13 protein-coding genes and 1 pseudogene are annotated in these 16,145 nt (G+C 71.2%); 6 read left to right on the top strand and 8 right to left on the bottom strand.

What is annotated here, in order from left to right:
• Positions 1-32 precede the first annotated feature (32 nt).
• Positions 33-533: a hypothetical protein gene (locus tag ACIQBL_RS38360; RefSeq protein WP_401950830.1), complete on the top strand. Its 501-nt coding sequence runs from the start codon at positions 33-35 to the stop codon at positions 531-533.
• A 108-nt stretch (positions 534-641) separates the two neighbouring features.
• Here the strand turns inward: ACIQBL_RS38360 and ACIQBL_RS38355 are convergent, their stop codons facing one another.
• The gene (locus tag ACIQBL_RS38355) at positions 642-1,367 is read right to left on the bottom strand and encodes a pentapeptide repeat-containing protein (RefSeq protein WP_401950828.1); all 726 of its coding nucleotides are present in this window, start codon (positions 1,365-1,367) and stop codon (positions 642-644) included.
• A 108-nt stretch (positions 1,368-1,475) separates the two neighbouring features.
• Here ACIQBL_RS38355 and ACIQBL_RS38350 point away from each other — a divergent pair, with 108 nt between their 5' ends.
• Both ACIQBL_RS38350 and ACIQBL_RS38345 read left to right on the top strand, forming a co-directional pair.
• Positions 1,476-2,441: a zinc-binding dehydrogenase gene (locus tag ACIQBL_RS38350; RefSeq protein ID WP_401950826.1), complete on the top strand. Its 966-nt coding sequence runs from the start codon at positions 1,476-1,478 to the stop codon at positions 2,439-2,441.
• Positions 2,442-2,505: 64 nt separating this feature from the next.
• Positions 2,506-2,889, top strand: a pseudogene (locus ACIQBL_RS38345) (MFS transporter); the annotation flags it as partial.
• Between the two features lie 64 nt (positions 2,890-2,953).
• Here ACIQBL_RS38345 and ACIQBL_RS38340 read toward each other — a convergent pair.
• The 3 genes from ACIQBL_RS38340 to ACIQBL_RS38330 all read right to left on the bottom strand — a co-directional run bounded on the left by ACIQBL_RS38340 (position 2,954) and on the right by ACIQBL_RS38330 (position 8,349).
• Positions 2,954-6,181, bottom strand: a complete 3,228-nt coding sequence (locus tag ACIQBL_RS38340; RefSeq protein ID WP_401950823.1) for a Tat pathway signal protein — start codon at positions 6,179-6,181, stop codon at positions 2,954-2,956.
• A gap of 98 nt (positions 6,182-6,279) precedes the next feature.
• Positions 6,280-7,686 (bottom strand): NAD(P)/FAD-dependent oxidoreductase, encoded by a 1,407-nt coding sequence (locus tag ACIQBL_RS38335; RefSeq protein ID WP_401950821.1) that lies wholly within the window; start codon positions 7,684-7,686, stop codon positions 6,280-6,282.
• Between the two features lie 9 nt (positions 7,687-7,695).
• A complete protein-coding gene (locus ACIQBL_RS38330; RefSeq protein ID WP_401950818.1) occupies positions 7,696-8,349 on the bottom strand; it encodes a rhomboid-like protein in 654 nt (217 codons plus the stop codon).
• Positions 8,350-8,371: 22 nt separating this feature from the next.
• Between ACIQBL_RS38330 and ACIQBL_RS38325 the strand changes: the two genes are divergently transcribed.
• Complete coding sequence (locus ACIQBL_RS38325) at positions 8,372-9,277, top strand: aminoglycoside phosphotransferase family protein (protein ID WP_401951126.1); 906 nt, start codon at positions 8,372-8,374, stop codon at positions 9,275-9,277.
• 120 nt (positions 9,278-9,397) lie between these two features.
• Here the strand turns inward: ACIQBL_RS38325 and ACIQBL_RS38320 are convergent, their stop codons facing one another.
• On the bottom strand, positions 9,398-10,555 hold the full coding sequence (locus ACIQBL_RS38320) for a LysR family transcriptional regulator (RefSeq protein ID WP_401950816.1): 1,158 nt from the start codon (positions 10,553-10,555) through the stop codon (positions 9,398-9,400).
• 157 nt (positions 10,556-10,712) lie between these two features.
• Here ACIQBL_RS38320 and ACIQBL_RS38315 point away from each other — a divergent pair, with 157 nt between their 5' ends.
• Both ACIQBL_RS38315 and ACIQBL_RS38310 read left to right on the top strand, forming a co-directional pair.
• On the top strand, positions 10,713-11,969 hold the full coding sequence (locus ACIQBL_RS38315) for an MFS transporter (protein WP_401950813.1): 1,257 nt from the start codon (positions 10,713-10,715) through the stop codon (positions 11,967-11,969).
• Positions 11,966-12,505, top strand: a complete 540-nt coding sequence (locus ACIQBL_RS38310; protein WP_401950810.1) for a GNAT family N-acetyltransferase — start codon at positions 11,966-11,968, stop codon at positions 12,503-12,505. The genes ACIQBL_RS38315 and ACIQBL_RS38310 overlap by 4 nt, the downstream gene beginning before the upstream one ends.
• 121 nt (positions 12,506-12,626) lie before the next feature.
• On the opposite strand, the gene ACIQBL_RS38305 is transcribed toward ACIQBL_RS38310, so the two are convergent.
• The 3 genes from ACIQBL_RS38305 to ACIQBL_RS38295 all read right to left on the bottom strand — a co-directional run bounded on the left by ACIQBL_RS38305 (position 12,627) and on the right by ACIQBL_RS38295 (position 16,040).
• Positions 12,627-12,887 carry a helix-turn-helix domain-containing protein gene (locus tag ACIQBL_RS38305; RefSeq protein WP_401950808.1) on the bottom strand — a complete coding sequence of 87 codons (261 nt, stop codon included), beginning with the start codon at positions 12,885-12,887 and terminating at the stop codon, positions 12,627-12,629.
• The gene (locus ACIQBL_RS38300) at positions 12,887-13,501 is read right to left on the bottom strand and encodes a hypothetical protein (protein WP_401950806.1); all 615 of its coding nucleotides are present in this window, start codon (positions 13,499-13,501) and stop codon (positions 12,887-12,889) included. The genes ACIQBL_RS38305 and ACIQBL_RS38300 overlap by 1 nt, the downstream gene beginning before the upstream one ends.
• 106 nt (positions 13,502-13,607) lie before the next feature.
• On the bottom strand, positions 13,608-16,040 hold the full coding sequence (locus ACIQBL_RS38295; protein WP_401950803.1) for a proprotein convertase P-domain-containing protein: 2,433 nt from the start codon (positions 16,038-16,040) through the stop codon (positions 13,608-13,610).
• Positions 16,041-16,145 lie beyond the last annotated feature (105 nt).

Here is a 16,145-nt window from a genome sequence, read left to right as displayed (position 1 = left end):
CGATCCTATGAGGGCGTGACACCATCATCTACGTGCTCGACATCGGCTACGCCCTCTCCAACCGTTTCCCCGATCCCCCGCAGACCGACTACCGGCGCGCGGACGTCCACGCGCTGCGGCACGACCTGTTCTGCGGTGACGTCTATCTCGCCGACACCAAGGCGGACCGGGAGGTGTCCACGGCCTGGGGATGGGTGCCGGTGCTCGACTTCGCGTGGGCGCTGTGCGACATCGTGGAGCGGATCGACCAGGATCCGGCGGGGTCACGGGCGTCCCGGCCGCAGCGGGCGGAACTGGACTTCACCGAGTCCACGGACCGGATGCTGTTCGAGCGGCGTTTCGGGTGGGTGGACGTCGAGGCGGACTGGATGCGGCGGGACGAGGAGCCGCTGACGTTCTCGCATACGGAACTCCGGCGGGAGGCGCGGGATTTCCTGCACGATCTGATCGCCGACCTGGTCGACATGCATGATGCCCTTGGCGAGAACCCGGCGATCTGGACGTTGCAGGCGAGGTTTCCCAGGGTGCGGTGAGCCTCCGGCTGCCCTGAGTTTCCCGGCTACTCCGAGCTTCCCGGATGCCCCGAACCCGTGGCGCCGTCCCTGGGGGATGCCGGCCTGCACCGAACAGCCGAGCCCCCCTCACCCCTCCACCCGAATCCCCAACTGCCCCGCCAACACCGGCGCCAGATCCAACAGCTGCCCCATGCTGATCACCGCCCCGGACAACCGCTCCACCCCCCGTGCGATCTCCAGCTCCGCCGCCCCCCGCAGATCCACGTCCGTGAACGTCACCCCCGTGAAATCCGCCCCCTTCAGCGCGCAGTCCACGAACTCGACGCGCTCCAGGCGGGCGTCGAGGAAGTCGGGTTCGACGAGGACACAGCTCTCGAAGACGACGTCGCGGAGCTTCGCCTTGCGCAGGTTCAGGTAGTCGATCTTCCCGCCCCGGATCACCACCCGCTCCAGAACGGCGCCGTGCAGCTGCACCCCGCCCATCCGGGCGTCGATCACCTCGACATCGCGCAGGGTCGACTCCGCGAGGTCGGTGCCGACACCCCGTATGCCGGTGAGGACGGAGTCGAGGACGCGGGCATGATGCAGTCGCGTCTCGTCCAGCGCGCAGCCCGTGAGCGCGCAGTCCATGAAGCGGGCGCCCCCGCCGTCCTGCCCCGCGAAGTCCTCGTCCCGGAACTCCAGCCCGTCGTAGTCCCCGTCCGGCTCCAACTCCCCACCGCCGTAAGCCTCCAGCCCCGGCAACCGCACCTCGGGGCGCCGCGCCCCCTTCACTCCCCCCGCCCTGCCCGCCCCACCCGTTTTGCCCGCGCCACCCGCTCCACCCGTCCCGCCCGCCGCTCTCCTCGCCATGCCCCCATCCTGCACCCCACCACTGACAATCCCCCCTGACGATCCCCCGACCCGCGCAAACCCAACACCCCTTGACCTCAACCACGCTTGAGGTCCAAGAGTGACCCCATGCAGGCCATACGACTCCACACCTTCGGCCCCGCCGAGAACCTCACCCACGAAACCGTCGCCGCCCCCTCCCCCGCCCCCGGCCAGGTCCGCATCGCCGTCGCCGCGGCCGGAGTCCATCTCCTGGACACCGTTCTGCGCAAGGGAGAACAGGGCCCGCTGCCCGAACTCCCCGCCCTCCCCACCATCCCCGGCCGCGAGGTCGCCGGCGTCGTCGAGTCGCTCGGTGACGGGGTCGCCGGACCGTGGCTCGGGAAGCGGGTGGTCGCGCATCTCGGGTTCGCGCCGGGCGGGTACGCGGAGTCGGCCGTGGTCGATGTCGACCGGGTGCACGAGATCCCGGCGAACCTGGACTTCGCCCAGGCCGTCGCGATGATCGGGACGGGCCGTACGGCGATGGGGATCGTGCAGTTCAGCGAGTTGGGGGCCGACTCCGTGGTCGTCGTTCCGGCCGCCGCCGGAGGTCTCGGCACCCTGCTCGTGCAGTACGCCAAGCGCGCCGGTGCCACCGTGATCGGTCTCGCGGGCGGCGCGGAGAAGGTCGCCCTGGTACGGGCGAACGGCGCCGATCTGGCCGTCGACTACAAGGACCCGGAGTGGCCGGGGAAGGTGCGGGCCCGGCTCGGCGGGCGGCACGCGACCGTCGTGTTCGACGGGGTGGGCGGAGCAATAGCACGGGAGGCCACAGAGCTGCTCGGGTCCGGCGGTCAGCACATCGTCTTCGGGTGGTCGAGCGGCGAGCCGTATGCCGTGGAAGGGCTGTCCGAACAGGTGCTCGGGCCCGTGATGATGCGGAAGGCCGGCGGGCCGAGCCCCGTCCGGACGCTGGAGTCGCGCGCGCTCGCCGAGGCGGCGGAGGGGCGGCTCGTACCGGCCGTACAGCGCTTCCCGCTGGCCGCGGCGGCGGACGCGCACCGGGCGTTGGAGCAGCGGGAGACGACCGGAAAGGTGGTGCTGGAGCCATGACCGGCCACAGCGCACCCGAGGAGGCGTCCGACGGCAACCGGCTGGGGGTCCCCCCACGCCCTTAAGGCAGTGGGGGAGGGTCATCACCGCCTACACCCTCGCCTTCGGCGGCCTGCTCCTGCTGGGCGGGCGGATCGCCGACCTGGTGGGCCGCAAGCGGACGTTCGTCATCGGCCTGATCGGCTTCGCCGCCGCCTCCGCGCTCGGCGGCGCGGCCACCACCTCCGGCATGCTCTTCGGCGCCCGAGCCCTCCAGGGCGTCTTCGCCGCCGTACTCGCCCCCTCCGCGCTCTCCCTCCTCACGACGACCTTCACCGACCCGAAGGAACGCGGAAAGGCATTCGGGATCTACGGCGCGCTCGCGGGCAGCGGTTCGGCGATCGGCCTCATCGCGGGCGGCCTGCTCACCGAGTACCTGAACTGGCGCTGGTGCCTCTACGTCAACATCATGAGCGACGCCCCGGTGCCGAGGCGGCCGGGGCGTCGCGGGGTCGACGGGCTCAAGTGCCCGGTCAGGTGACCGACTTGGTCGCCTTGCTGACCGCGGATCCGTCGCCGTGTCCCGTGCGGTGCGCGACGACCTTGACGGTGATCTTCTTGCCCTTCTGCGCCGGCTTCAGCACCAGCGAGGACTTGGTGGCACCGCTGATCGCCCTGCCGTTGGCGTACCACTGGTAGCCGTACGACGTGGCCGCCGGACTCCAGGTACCGGTGGACGTCTTGAGTGTCTTCCCGACCTTCGCCGTGCCGCTGATCACCGGCGCCTTCGTCGACTTGGGCGCGTCCCCCTTGGCGACCGTCACCGCCGGCGAGGTCCCCGTCCCGCCCGTCCAGCCGCTCTTCGCGGCGGTGACGGTCACGGTGAGCTTCTTGCCGAGCTGTGCCGCCGCGATGGTGTACGTCGACGCGGTCGCCCCGGAGATCGCCTGGCCGTCGGCCTTCCACTGGTAGCTGTACGAGGACGGGGTCGCCGACCAACTCCCGTTGCCCGCAGTGACCTTGGCGCCGACCTTGGCCGTGCCGGTGATCTTCGGGGCGGTGGTGTTGGTCAGGGTGGGCCGGGTGACGCTGAAGGTGCCGCTGCCGTACTCGCAGCAGTTGGTGAACACGCTGACGTTCCAGGTGCCGACGGCCGCGCCGGTCAGGTCGAGGGTCGCCGTCACCGTCCGGTTGTCCGCGGAGACCTGCTCCGTCTTGGCGGTGAGGGTCGTCCCGGTCCGGGTCAGCCGGATCTCGGTGTTCGGGCCGAGGGCGGTGCCGGTCGCCGTGAGCGTGACCTTGCCGCCCGCAGGCGCGGTGAGCGGGCCGACGGAGGTGACGCTCTCCCGGTCCGGGCCGCACAGCGACGACCGGCACGTGAAGCTCGCGCGGTAGGAGGTGCTGGACGCCTTCTCCGGCAGGCCGAGCACCAGCAGGGACGGGCTCGCCGTCGAGGACGAACCGCCGGCCGCGCACTGCCAGCCGGTCGGGATGTACAACGAACAGCCGTTGGTCCAGGCGCTGTTGTAGAGCGCGGGCACCGCCGTCTCCGCCGCGCCCCTGGTGTCCGTGATCGCCGCGTCGAAGCGGTCGAACCCGGCGGTCGGCAGCACCGCGCACACCGCGCTGTGCGACTCGTCGAGCGTGCCGGTGAGCGGGCCGAAGCCGTAGGCCACCGACGGGATCCTGGTGCACTCCGGCGCGGGACCGGCGGCGGTCGCGATGCGCAGGGCGTCCAGGTGGTACTCGGGAGCGGCCTGCAGGGTGGCCGGGGTCTGCACGAGGACCTGGTGGGTGGTGGATCCGGTGACCGCGCAGGAGCGGTTGCGGAAGGAGCACTCGAAGGTGCCGTCACCGCGTACGACGGCGATGTTCGCCGTGCCCAGCGCGTCCCGTACGTCCACGTGGACGACGTCCGTGGCCGCGTCGGTGGTGACCTGGTGGCAGCGCAGGGTGCCGGGGGCGTCGTAGGTGCCCTGTACGGACGGGCCGCCGACCTTCTGTGCCGGTGTCGGCGTGCAGCCCGCCGAGGCGGCGGTCGCGGTGACGTCGCGCTGGGTCAGGGTGTAGCCGGCGGTCAGGTCGCGGCCGGTGAACAGGACGGTGTGCGCCTTGCCGGGGGTCAGGGAGCAGACCGTCCAGCCGTTGGTGGTGGGGAGGCGGTCGCAGACCTGCTTGCCGTCGGAGTCCAGCACGGTGAACGTCGCGGGGACCGCGCCGGAGGTGGCGATCAGCTGGAGGATCTCGGCGTTCGTGTGCGCGTTCGCCGGGATGCTCAGGCAGTGCGCGAAGACACCGTCGCCGGTGGTGAGCGTGGCCTTCGCGCCGGTGGCGGAGAAGCTGCCGGCGGGCAGCACCGGGCAGTCGTTCGCCGCGTCCGTGCGGTAGAAGGCCACCCCGTACGGGCCGGTCGCGCCGTCGGAGGCGTGCACCAGCGCGCGGTAGGGCGCCGTACCGGTCAGGGCGCAGGTGCCCGCGGACAGGGCGGACGCGCCGCACTGCGCGGTGCCGTTCCGGTCGAGGACCTCGACGTCGGCGTCCACGCCGGACGCGATGAGCGGGGTGAGCGCGGCGACCGAGGCGCCCTGCGGGGCGTCCAGCGTGAGGCAGTCGTACTGCCCGGCCGTGCTGAACTCGCCCTTGTACAGGCCCAGGTGGACCGGCGCGCACCCGGTGGAGGAGGCGCGGTCGAGGACGATCAGGCCGTCCTTGGTGTCGTCGAAGGGGTAGGTGCCGTCGAGGACCGCGGTGTACGTGCCCGCGCCCGGCACCTTGCACGGGTCGGTGGAGGACTGGCAGACGGTCTTCCCGGACGCGTCGTACACGCGCGCGGAGCCGCTGTCCCCGGTCTCGCTCACGTAGTGCACGGTGTACGGGCCGGCCGCGCCGACCGTGAACGTGTAGCAGGGGTTGGTCGTCAGGTCCTGGTCGCCCAGCGGGCCGTAGGTCCGGACGGGAGCAGTGGTGCAGCCCTGGGGGTCGTTCAGCCGACGGGTCTTCACCGCGAAGTCGGCGGGGAAGCCGTTCTCCCCGTACGACACCCGGGACACGACCCGGTAGGGGCCCGTGCCGTCGGCGGGCAGGACGCAGCTGTCCTCGCCGTCCTCCGGGAAGTGCGGGCAGATCCGGGCGCCGGTCGCGTCGGTGATCCAGGCGAGCGAGGTGCCGTAGACCTTGGAGCCGTAGGTGAGGCGGATGCGGTCGCCCGCGGTGGCCGTGAACGGCGTGCAGTCGATCTCGACCGGGCTCACGGAGGTGCGGACGGCGTCCGGCTGGTCCCAGTTGGTGCCCACGGTGTCCGCGCAGCCGCGCGTCGAGCCGAGCGGGACCAGCGTGACGGCCGTGTCGGCGTCGTCGAAGCCGTTGTTGACGACCTTCACGGTGTAGGTGCCGGCGGCGGGCACGGTGCACATGCCGTACGTGGTGTAGGCGTCGCCCTGGCAGTCGACCTGGGTGCCGTCCTCGGCGAGGAGCTGCGTGTACGCCGAGTTCCCGGCGTTGTTCACCGACAGCAGGTACAGGCCCGCCGCGTCGGCGGTGACGGTGTAGCAGGCGCTCGCGCCGACCGCGAGGGTCGCCTTGCCGACGGCGTCCCCCGGGTTGCCGAAGGGCGCGAGCGCCAGGGGCGCGCAGGCCGGGTCGTCCGCGCGGGCGGTGCCCGCGGCGGTCAGTGAGAGCAGTGCGGCGAGCAGGGCGACCAGGACGGTGAGCGCGGTCGGCCGTCTGTGCCGCGCTCTCGGAGAGGAAGCGACGTCGGACATGAATTCCCCCTGAAACATGGACTGTTGAGGCGATGTTCGCACACAGGTGTGACACAGCACTCGTGAGTATCCAGGGGTGGCCGGCGTCCGCCGATGCCTCAGTGGCGCCCCGCCACCCGGTCGGCGAGCCGCGCCAGCCGCGACGACTCCGCCCCGTGCCCGGTCAGTTCACGCCGGTCCGCCGCGCGATACGTCGCGTACATCCCCTGCACGCCCAGCCAACGCAGCGGCTCCGGCTCCCACTTGCGCACCTTGTGGTCCACCCACGGCAGGGTGGTGAGGTCGGTGGCGCCGGCCTTGCCCGAGTCCAGCTGGACCAGATCCCGCAGCGTCCGCGCCGCGAGGTTCGTGGTGGCGACGCCCGAGCCGACGTAACCACCCGCCCACCCCAGCCCCGTCGCACGGTCCAGGGTCACCGTCGCGCACCAGTCGCGCGGCACCCCCAGCACCCCCGACCAGGCGTACTCGATCCGCAGCCCGGCGAGCGAGGGGAAGAAGCGGACGAGGATCTCGCGCAGCGCCTCGATCGTCGCCGCCTGTGTGCGCCCGTCGTTGTCGGTCCGCGACCCGAAGCGGTACGGCACCCCGCGCCCGCCCAGCGCGATCCGCCCGTCGGCGGTGCGCTGCGCGTACATGTACGCGTGCGCCATGTCGCCGAGGGCCTCCAGACCGCCCCACCCCACCGACTCCCACTGCTCGTCGGTCAGCGGCTCGGTCGCGATCATCGAGGAGTTCATGGGCAGCCAGGTCCGCCGCTGCCCCTTGAGGCTCGCGGTGAACCCCTCGGTGCAGCGCAGGACGTAGGGCGCGCGGACGGTGCCGTACGGCGTGACGGCGTGCCGGGGCCGGATCTCGGTCACCGGCGTCGACTCGTGGATGACGACCCCGAGCGCCTCGGCCGCCGCCGCGAGCCCCTTCACCAGCTTCACCGGATGCAGGCGCGCACCGTGCGGCGTCCACGTCGAACCGACCGCGTCCGCGACCCGGATCCGCTCGGCGGTCTCGCGGGCGCCGTACAGCTCCCGGTCCTTCTCGCCGTACGACAGCTCATGCTCGTGAAAGGCCTTCAGCCTCGCCAACTGCGCGGGCGTACAAGCGACTTCGAGCACCCCACCACGATGGATGTCGGCCTCGATCCGCTCCTCCCCCGCAACCTTGACGACCTCGGCGACGGTGTCGTTCATGGCCTTCTGGAGGCGTACCGCGGCGTCCCGGCCGTGGAGTCTCGCGTACCGGTCGCGGCCCGCGATGCCGTTGTAGAGCCAGCCGCCGTTCCGCCCCGAGGCGCCGTAGCCGCAGAACTTCTGCTCCAGGACGGCGACCCGGAGGTCGGGCGCCGCCTTCTTCAGGTAGTACGCGGTCCACAGTCCCGTGTAGCCGCCGCCGACGATCACGACGTCGGCGGAGGTGTCACCGGCGAGGGGCTCCCGTCGCGCCGGGAGGCCGTCGTCCGCGTACCAGAAGGAGATGCCGCCGTTCACGGCACCGCTTGCCGAGCTGTTCATGTCCGGACGCTAACCCCTGAGGGCGGCCACTGTCTCCTTCGGATTCCATGCTTTTCCGCAGCCCCTGACCAGCGGATAACACGCCAGACCGATCAGCACGGAGGTGAAATGCCCGAGATCGGTGAAGGTGCGGTGGGTGGCCAGCGGCACGCCGTAGACCGCCAGCACGATCACGAGATACGGGTACCGCCACGGCGCCGCGATCCGGTACACCAGCACCCCCACCACCCCCGCCAGCGCGTAACTCACCCCGATGTCAAGGGTGTTGACCGCGGACTCGGGCGCCACGCCGTTCTTGACCGCCCACAGCAGCGCCCCCTCGCTGATCAGCGTCGCCAGTACGTGCGCGGCCACGCACACCATCAGCCAGCGCGCCGTACCGAGCCACCGTTCCGCCTGCGCGTGGAACACCGTGTACAGCACGGCGTACGGCAGCCAGCGCCCCCCGTCGATCCACATCGCGCTCGCGAACAGCACCCGCACCGGGTTGTTCGACAACTCGTGGATGTTGGTGGACCGCTGACGCAGGAAGTCCTGCTCGAAGTCCGGTGACATGTGGTGCAGGGCGACCGTCGTGACGAACAGGATCCCCAGCCAAACGTAGGTGCCGGGCGCGCTGCGGACGTACGTCCACACCCTGTGGAGGCCCCGGGTAATTCGCATGAGCCGATTCACGCACGCAAGTATGGTCGGCGGCGTGATCGACATTCCGGCCGTGCTGGTCGCCTCCCAGGAGACGTTCAACGGCGAGGCCGGCCGCGCCTTCGTCGCCGGGCTCCCGCAGCGGGCGGCCGGCTTCCTGGAGCGCTGGTCGCTACGGCTCGACGGGCCCTCCCTGTACGGCATGTGCGCCCTGGTGCTCCCCGTCCTGCGCGCCGACGGCGGCCGGGCCGCGCTGAAACTCCAGTACCTCGACGAGGAGACCGCGGGCGAGCCGGTCGCGCTGCGCACCTGGGCCGGCGACGGCGCCGTAGAACTCCTGGAGTACGACGACGGGACCGGCACCCTGCTGCTGGAACGCCTCGACGCGTCCCGCGCCCTCACCCACGAACCGGACACCCGCGCCGCCACCGTCGTCATCGCCCGCCTCCTCGCGCGTCTGACGGCGGTATCCGCGCCGCCGGAGCTGCGCCGACGGCTCGGCCCGGTGGCCGCGGCCATGCTGGAACGGGTCCCGTCGGCCCTCCCCCGCCTCCCCGACCCGGCCGACCGACACCTGATCGAGGACTGCGCGGCGGCGGTGCGCGAGGTCGCGGCGGAGCCCGGCGACCGGCTGCTGCACTGGGATCTGCACTACGACAACGTCCTCGGCGCCGGTGACAACGGGGAGCGTGGGCCCTGGCTCGCCATCGACCCCAAGCCGTTGGCGGGCGACCCCGGGTTCGAACTCCTCCCGGCCCTGCACAACCGTTTCGACCCCGACGAAATCCGTTGGCGCTTCGACGCGATGACGGACGTGATCGGCCTCGACCGGGCAAGGACGCGGGCCTGGACGCTCGGGCGGGTACTGCAGAACGCGCTGTGGGCGATCGAGGCCGGGGACCCGCCGGCGCCGCACCACCTGGAGATCGCGCGACGGCTGCGCGGCTAGGGCGCGCTGGTCATGCCCATGCCGGGCGCCGGGTCCCGGCGTCGGAGTCGTCGGGCCTTGCGGTGGCGCCGCACCACCTGTGGATCGCGCAGCCCCTGCGCGATCGACCCTGGCCGCCGCCTACGCCCACGCCGGTGTCCAGGTCCCCGCGTCGGTGTGGTCGGGTCTCGCGGTGGTGCCGAGATGGTCGCGGAGGGCCGTGAGCGCGGGGTGGTGGTTGTCGCGGTGCCGGACCAGGGAGTGCGGGTAGACGGGGGTCGGATTCCGTACGGGGATGCGGCGCAGGTCGTGGCCGGCGGGCCAGACCAGCCGGGTCCGCTCGCCGACGAAGGTCGCCAGGGAACGCGAACCGGCGATCGTGTCCAGCAGCGGCTCCACCCCGAAGTCGGGACCGGTGCTCTCGATGGTGAGCCCGAACGCGGCGGCGAGCGCGTCGTAGTAGGCGGCCCACTCGGTGCCCGGGACGAGGCCGGGCATCCAGATCCGGTGCCCGACGAGATCGGCCGGGGTGAGCGTACGGGCGCCGGCGAGCGCGTGCGCCGGTCCGGTGAGGAGCTGGACGGGTTCGTCGAAGGCACGGGTGACCTCGATGTCACCGGGAAGCCGACGGCCGGCCTCGGACAGGGAGCCGAACCGCCCGGAAGCCGTGTCCTCGGGAAGCCGACGGCCAGCCTCGGCAAGGGAACCGGACCGCACGGGAGCCGTGCTGTCGGGAAGCCGACGGTCGGCCTCGGCGAGGGAGCCGAACCGCCCGGAAGCCGTGTCCTCGGGAAGCCGACGGCCGGTCTCGGCAAGGGTGCCGGACCGCGCGGGGACCACGCTGTCGGGGAGCCGTCGGCCGGTCATGGTGACGGCGCGGAACGACGCGTCGATCGTGCCGGAGCGGATGGCGTCCACGGCCGCGTCGGCGTCGAAGAGCGTCACGACGTCCAGCTCGATCTCGGGGCGGGCGCGATGGAAGTCGCGCAGCAGGGCGGCCGGGGCGAGCCCGCGCCCGATCACGTCGACGCGCAGCGCGCGATGGCCGGGCCGGACGGAGGCGAACGCCCGCGCCTCGGCCCGCAGCAGTTCACGGGCGTGGGGCAGGAACGCCCGCCCGTCGACGGTCGGTTCCGCCCCGCGCGGGGTCCGCGCGAACAGCCGTACTCCTACGGCCCGCTCCAGCGCGGCGATGCGCTTGGAGACGGCCTGCTGGGTGATCGACAACTCCGTGGCGGCATCCTGGAACCGGCCCGCGTCAGCGATGGCCACGAAGGTGCGCACAGCGTCGAGATCCATGCCGCCGACGATACTGGCGGCCACTGACAACGGCCGTTCACCAGCAAATACAACTGCTGGTTGTGACTGGGCGGCGCGTCGGTTGTTTGACCGGCGAAGGTGCACCTCGGTTGGATCCCTGGGGTCGGGGCCTGGCGGTTCGAGCGAGGGAGTGCGGGTGGGCAGGCGGGCGCTCGGGAGACGGTTCGGGTGGCTGTGGGCGGCGTTCGCGGTCAGTTCGTACGGCACCGGGCTCGGGTTCGGCGCGTTCCCCTTCCTGGCGATCCTCGTCCTGCACTCGGGGCCGACCCAGGTGGCGGTGCTGGCCGCCTCGGGGCGGGCGGTGGGGGCCCTGGTCGCCGTACCGCTGGGGCCGTGGGTGGAGTTCCGCCGCAAACGGCCGGTGATGATCGCGATGGACCTGACCCGGTTCGCGGCGCTGCTGACCGTCCCCGTCGCCTACGCGCTCGGGCTGCTCACCTTCGCCCAGCTCCTCGTCGTCTCCGTCACCGTCGCCGCGGCGAACATCGCCTTCAACGCGGCGAGCGGCGCGTACCTGAAGGCACTCGTCCCGCCGGAGGACCTGCTGGTCGCCAACTCCCGCTTCGAGTCGACGACTTGGACATCGACCATGCTCGGACCTCCGCTCGGCGGCGCCGCGATCGGGCTGTTCGGCCCGGTGACGACCGTGGTGGCCGACGCGGTCAGCTACCTGCTCTCGGCGCTGGGCATCCGCGCGATCGGCGGTACGGATCCGGCTCCGACGCGACGGGACGTACCGCGGCTCCGGGCAGCCGACCTGCTCGCGGGCTGGCGCCACATACTCGCCCACCCCGCCCTGCGCCCGCTGCTCCTCAACGCGATGGTGGTCAACGGCCTGATCATGGCCGCCGAGCCGTTGCTCGCCGTCCTCATGCTGGGCCGCCTCGGATTCGCACCCTGGCAGTACGCCCTCGCGCTCGCGGCCTCCTCCGGCGTCGGCGGCTTCGTCGGCTCACGCCTCGCGCGCCCGCTCGCGGCCCGGTTCGGACAGCGCAGAGTGATGCTGGTCTCCGGAGTGCTGCGCGCGTGCTGGCCGGTCGGCCTGGCGTTCGTCCGCCCCGGAGTCCCCGGGATGCTCCTCGTCACCGCCGTCCAACTCGGCCTGGTGACCTGCATCGGCGTCTTCAACCCGCTGCTGTCCACCGCCCGGCTCACCCACACCGCCCCCGACCGGATCGCCCGCACCCTCACCGCCTGGTCGATCAGCACCAGCGCGGCGATCGCGGCGCTGACGGCCACGTGGGGTGTGCTGGCGGCGGCCACGGGCCCGCGCACGGCCATCGCCCTCGCCGGGGTCCTCCTCCTGACCAGCCCCCTCCTCCTCCCGCGCCGCGAGGACGGGCACCGGGACGAGACCGGCAACAACCCGAGCTCCACTACCCTCTCGGCATGATCCGCACCGCGAACCCCACCGACATCCCCGTCATCCACGCCCTGATCCGCGAACTCGCCGCCTACGAAAAGGAACCCCAGGAGGCGAGGGCGACCCCCGAACAACTCCACGAGGCCCTCTTCGGCCCGCACCCCGGCGCCCACGCCCACATCGCGACCGACGACACCACCGGCGAACCGGTCGGCTTCGCCCTGTGGTTCCTCAACTTCTCGACCTGGCGCGGAGTCCACGGCATCTACCTGGAAGACCTCTATGTCCGCCCCACCGCCCGAGGCACCGGCCACGGCAAGGCCCTCCTCACCGAACTGGCCCGCATCTGCGTCGCACGCGGCTACGAACGCCTGGAGTGGTCCGTCCTCAACTGGAACCGCCCGTCCATCGACTTCTACGAAGCGCTGGGCGCCCGGCCCCAGGACGAGTGGACGGTGTACCGGCTGACGGACGGGGCGCTGCGGGAGTTGGGGGCGGGGGTGGTGAGCGGGGGCGCTGAGGGGGGCGGGCGAGACCTGCTTCCCTGCGGTCTCAGCGGCGCGTGAGCCACCGCCCCACCACAATCACCAGGCCGATCAGGGCGAACGTGGTGATCACGAGCGCGATCTTCGTGGTGGTGTCCATGATGCCGAACATCCGGGTCTCCTTCTTGAGAGGTGGGGTGGGTCAGGGATTCCGAGGGTTCGTGGAGAGTGGTCCGGGGCGGTGGCTGAGCAGGTCCCCCGGCTGACACTGGAGGACTTCACAGATCCGGGTGAGGGTGGTGAACCGGATCGCCTTGGCGCGTCCGTTCTTGAGGACGGACAGGTTGACGTTGGTCACGCCGACGCGGTGGGCGAGTTCGGTGAGGGTCATGCCGTGCTCGGCGAGGAGTCTGTCGAGGTGCACCTCGATGTCGTGGCCCTCGTGGTCGTCGTCGGCGGCCATCAGACGACCCCTTGGAGGTCCTCGCGCATGGACGCGCCCGCGCGGGTGATCCGGGCGAAGGTGAGCAGGCCGAGGCCGGTCAGTACGGCCAGGTAAGGGGTCGACCACATGTCCAGCCAGGCGACGGCCGTGAAGTCCGCGGTCTTGGCGAGTTCGGCGAGCAGGGCTGCCCTGGCGTTGTCCTCGACGATCTCGACGGCCAGGCTCCCGAGCAGCAGCCACCAGCCCAGTCGGCGGAACCGGGATGCGGTCCGCACGGTGTGGACGCCGTCGCGCGCCGCTCCCTGCAGGAGCCGGTGCAGCAGGAAGAGGCCACTGATCAGCAGCAGCGTCGACGGCAGCGTTCCGAGTTCGTCCAGGAGGCGCAGGTGTGCGTCGGGGTTCTCGGCGCAGTAGCGGGGGACGGAGCCGACCTGCGCACCGTTCTCGGGGAGGAAGCCGCTGGGGGCGGTCGAGCTGCTGGCCGAGTCGTCGGTGACGCAGGCGCTGACGCTCCCCCAGCTGCCGTGTATGACGCTGAAGACCAGCCCTGCCGTGAGGAGGGCCAACAGGGTGCGCAGGGCGATGGACACGACCGTGGCCATGGGTTCGAGCAGCTTCCGGTCCTCGGACATGCCAGCGCCTCGCTTATCGTTTTTCGATGTTATCGACTTTCGATGTTATCGAGAAACGATAAGCGAGACGCATGGGTGACGCAAGCCCCGACCGTGCGTCGGGGAGTCAGAACCTCACGACGAAGTTGTTGACCGTGCCGGTGTCGCCGACGCCCACGTCGTCGACGCGCAGCTTCCACCAGCCGTTGACCGGCAGGTCGGTCGCGTCGACCGTGTAGACCTTCTTGAGGGTGCCGCCCGGCTCCTCCGCGTTGGCCTTGAGGGCGTGCAGGGAGCCGTCGGGTGCGATCAGGTCGATCTTGAGGTCGCCCAGATACTCGTGCTCGACGTGCACGTACACCTGGAGCTTGGCGGAGCCGACGCCGGACAGACCGGCCGTCTTGGTCCAGATCTCCGTGTAGTTCTTGTCCGGGATGGCCTTCACGGTCTGGTTCTCGTACGAGGGGAACCCGAGCGACCAGCCCGCGAGGGTACCGGTGGAACCGGATGCGGAGTCGGTGACCTTCAGCGTCCAGGTGCCGTTGGCGACCGCGTCGATGGCGTCCACGCCGTAGGTGGTCTGGAGTGTGCCGCCCGCCTCGGAGCCGTAGGCCTTGAGCGTGTAGGACTTGCCGTCCGGGCTGCCGAGGACGAGCCGCAGGTCACCGATCTTGGTGTGGGTGAGATTCGTGTACACCTGGAGCGGGCCGGCGGCGTTGCCGTCGATGTCGGAGACGGCGATGGTGGAGCTGAGGGTGCCGCTGTCCGGGATGGTCTGGCTGGTGGTCGACTCGAACGGGGTCGGGAAGATCAGCGACCAGGTGGTCAGAGTGCCGGTGTCGCCGTCGTCGGTGTCGGTCATCCGCAGATTCCACTCGCCGTTGGCAGGCGAGTCGGAGGCGTCGACTGTGAACTCCCCGACGATGTCGTCCACGCCGTCGGAGGAGCTCGCGCTCTTGAGCAGGTACGTCGAGCCGGTGGGCGAGACGAGCTCCAGCTTGACGTCGCCCCGGTAGGTGTGGGTGATGTTGACGTACGCCTTGAGGTTCTTGGGCGCCTTGCCCGGATACTCCGCGACGGTGATCGGCGAGGTGACGGGTGTGCCCGTCGAGCCGGTCGGGGCGTCGGGGATGGCGATGTCCTTGTCGTTGTCGGCCTGGAAGGCGCGGGGCTTCTTGTCCCCCTCGGGCTTCTCTTCGACCGCCGCGGCGGCCTTGCCGACGTTGATGCGCGGGATGCTGACGCCTGCCTCGTCGGTGATGGTCGTACCGGTGGTGGCGAGCAGCGATATCAGGCTGGCGATGCCCTCGTTGGGGTACGCCTGGCGGAGGACGGCGAGTGCGCCGGCGACATGCGGGGTCGCCATCGACGTGCCGCTCTTGGAGTCGTAACCGCCGTTGGGGACCGAGGAGATGATGCCGTTGCCGGGAGCGAACAGGTCGAGCAGCGGGCCGTGGTTGGAGAAGGAGGCGATCTCGTCGTCGTCCGTGGTGGCGCCGACGGAGACGGCGTTGGGCACGCAGGCAGGGGCGTTGACGGCGGTGGCCAGCGCGTTGTTGCCGGCGGCCACGACGGTGGCGATGCCGGCCTCGTAGAGCTTGTCGATCACCGTCTTGCGGGCGTCCTTGGTGCAGGCGGAGGTGTAACTCGCCGAACCGAGGCTCAGGTTGGCGGCCACGATCGGGGTGCCGGCCTGCTGGAGCTGCCACACCTTCTCCAGGGCCGCGACCTGGGCGCTGGTGAAGCTGCGCACACAGGGCGTGGCGGCGGCCGAACCGCAGTACTTCGCGGAGTCGAACTTGGAGAAGACCTGCATGGCGACGATGCCGGCGCCCGGGGCGACACCCGCGACGGGTGCGCCGGAGAGGCCGGTGCCGTCACCGGCCGCGATGCCGGCGACGTGGGTGCCGTGGTCGCAGCCTTCGAGGGTGGCGCAGGGTCCACTCGCGGAGTTGGCGGCGCCGGTGCCTTCCTGGGTGGCGGTGGCGTTGCCACAGAGACTGGTGGCGCCGTAGTTGGTGTCGATCGGGGAGAAGCACGCCTCGGCGACGATCCGGCCCTTGAGGAACGGGTGGTTGGTGGCGACGCCGGTGTCGATGACGGCGATGGCGCTGCCCTTGCCGGTCCTGCCGGCCTTGTGGGCGTCGTCGGCGCCGATGACCGGGACGCTCTCGTCCAGGCTCGGCGCGGACAGCTCGTCCTCGGTGACGCTCACGACACCGTCCTGGGCGGCCAGTTCGTCCAGCCCGTCCTTGTCGACCCGAAGGGTGACCATCGGCAGGGTCTCGAAGGTCTGCAGCGTCTCACCGACGCTCGCCGCGCTGGACAGGTCGTCGCGGTTCTCGGTGACGACGATGACACGGACGGTGCCGCCGCCGGCGGTGGCGTCGTACAACGGTGCGTCGATCGGGTCGTCCGCGGTCCCGGCCAGTGCGTCGTCTTCGGTGCTGGTCGTCGCGGTGGTGTCCAGCGACGACGCGCCGGCCGCGTGGGCGGGAATCGCGCCGAGGCTCACGGCCATCACCGCGGTGATGGCCGTCGTCCATATCCGTCTGTGCATGTCGCTCTCATATTCAGGCAGGCATGACTCAGCATGCGAGGAAGGCGAGTGGAGAATCCCGGCACGGCAAAGGCCGGGCGATGAAGAGAAACGTGACGAAACGAA

The sequence above is a fragment of the Streptomyces sp. NPDC088350 genome (genome assembly GCF_044753545.1).
Taxonomy (GTDB): Bacteria; Actinomycetota; Actinomycetes; order Streptomycetales; family Streptomycetaceae; genus Streptomyces.
Note: the sequence above shows the minus strand (reverse complement) of the source record. Positions and strands in the feature narration are given on the sequence as shown.

Bases quoted from the DNA above. Each gene is read 5' to 3' on its own strand.
- ACIQBL_RS38355 (WP_401950828.1), bottom strand. From the start codon at position 1,367: ATGGCGAGGAGAGCGGCGGGCGGGACGGGTGGAGCGGGTGGCGCGGGC.
- ACIQBL_RS38350 (WP_401950826.1), top strand. From the start codon at position 1,476: ATGCAGGCCATACGACTCCACACCTTCGGCCCCGCCGAGAACCTCACC.
- ACIQBL_RS38340 (WP_401950823.1), bottom strand. From the start codon at position 6,181: ATGTCCGACGTCGCTTCCTCTCCGAGAGCGCGGCACAGACGGCCGACC.
- ACIQBL_RS38335 (WP_401950821.1), bottom strand. From the start codon at position 7,686: ATGAACAGCTCGGCAAGCGGTGCCGTGAACGGCGGCATCTCCTTCTGG.
- ACIQBL_RS38330 (WP_401950818.1), bottom strand. From the start codon at position 8,349: ATGCGAATTACCCGGGGCCTCCACAGGGTGTGGACGTACGTCCGCAGC.
- ACIQBL_RS38325 (WP_401951126.1), top strand. From the start codon at position 8,372: ATGGTCGGCGGCGTGATCGACATTCCGGCCGTGCTGGTCGCCTCCCAG.
- ACIQBL_RS38320 (WP_401950816.1), bottom strand. From the start codon at position 10,555: ATGGATCTCGACGCTGTGCGCACCTTCGTGGCCATCGCTGACGCGGGC.
- ACIQBL_RS38310 (WP_401950810.1), top strand. From the start codon at position 11,966: ATGATCCGCACCGCGAACCCCACCGACATCCCCGTCATCCACGCCCTG.
- ACIQBL_RS38305 (WP_401950808.1), bottom strand. From the start codon at position 12,887: ATGGCCGCCGACGACGACCACGAGGGCCACGACATCGAGGTGCACCTC.
- ACIQBL_RS38300 (WP_401950806.1), bottom strand. From the start codon at position 13,501: ATGTCCGAGGACCGGAAGCTGCTCGAACCCATGGCCACGGTCGTGTCC.
- ACIQBL_RS38295 (WP_401950803.1), bottom strand. From the start codon at position 16,040: ATGCACAGACGGATATGGACGACGGCCATCACCGCGGTGATGGCCGTG.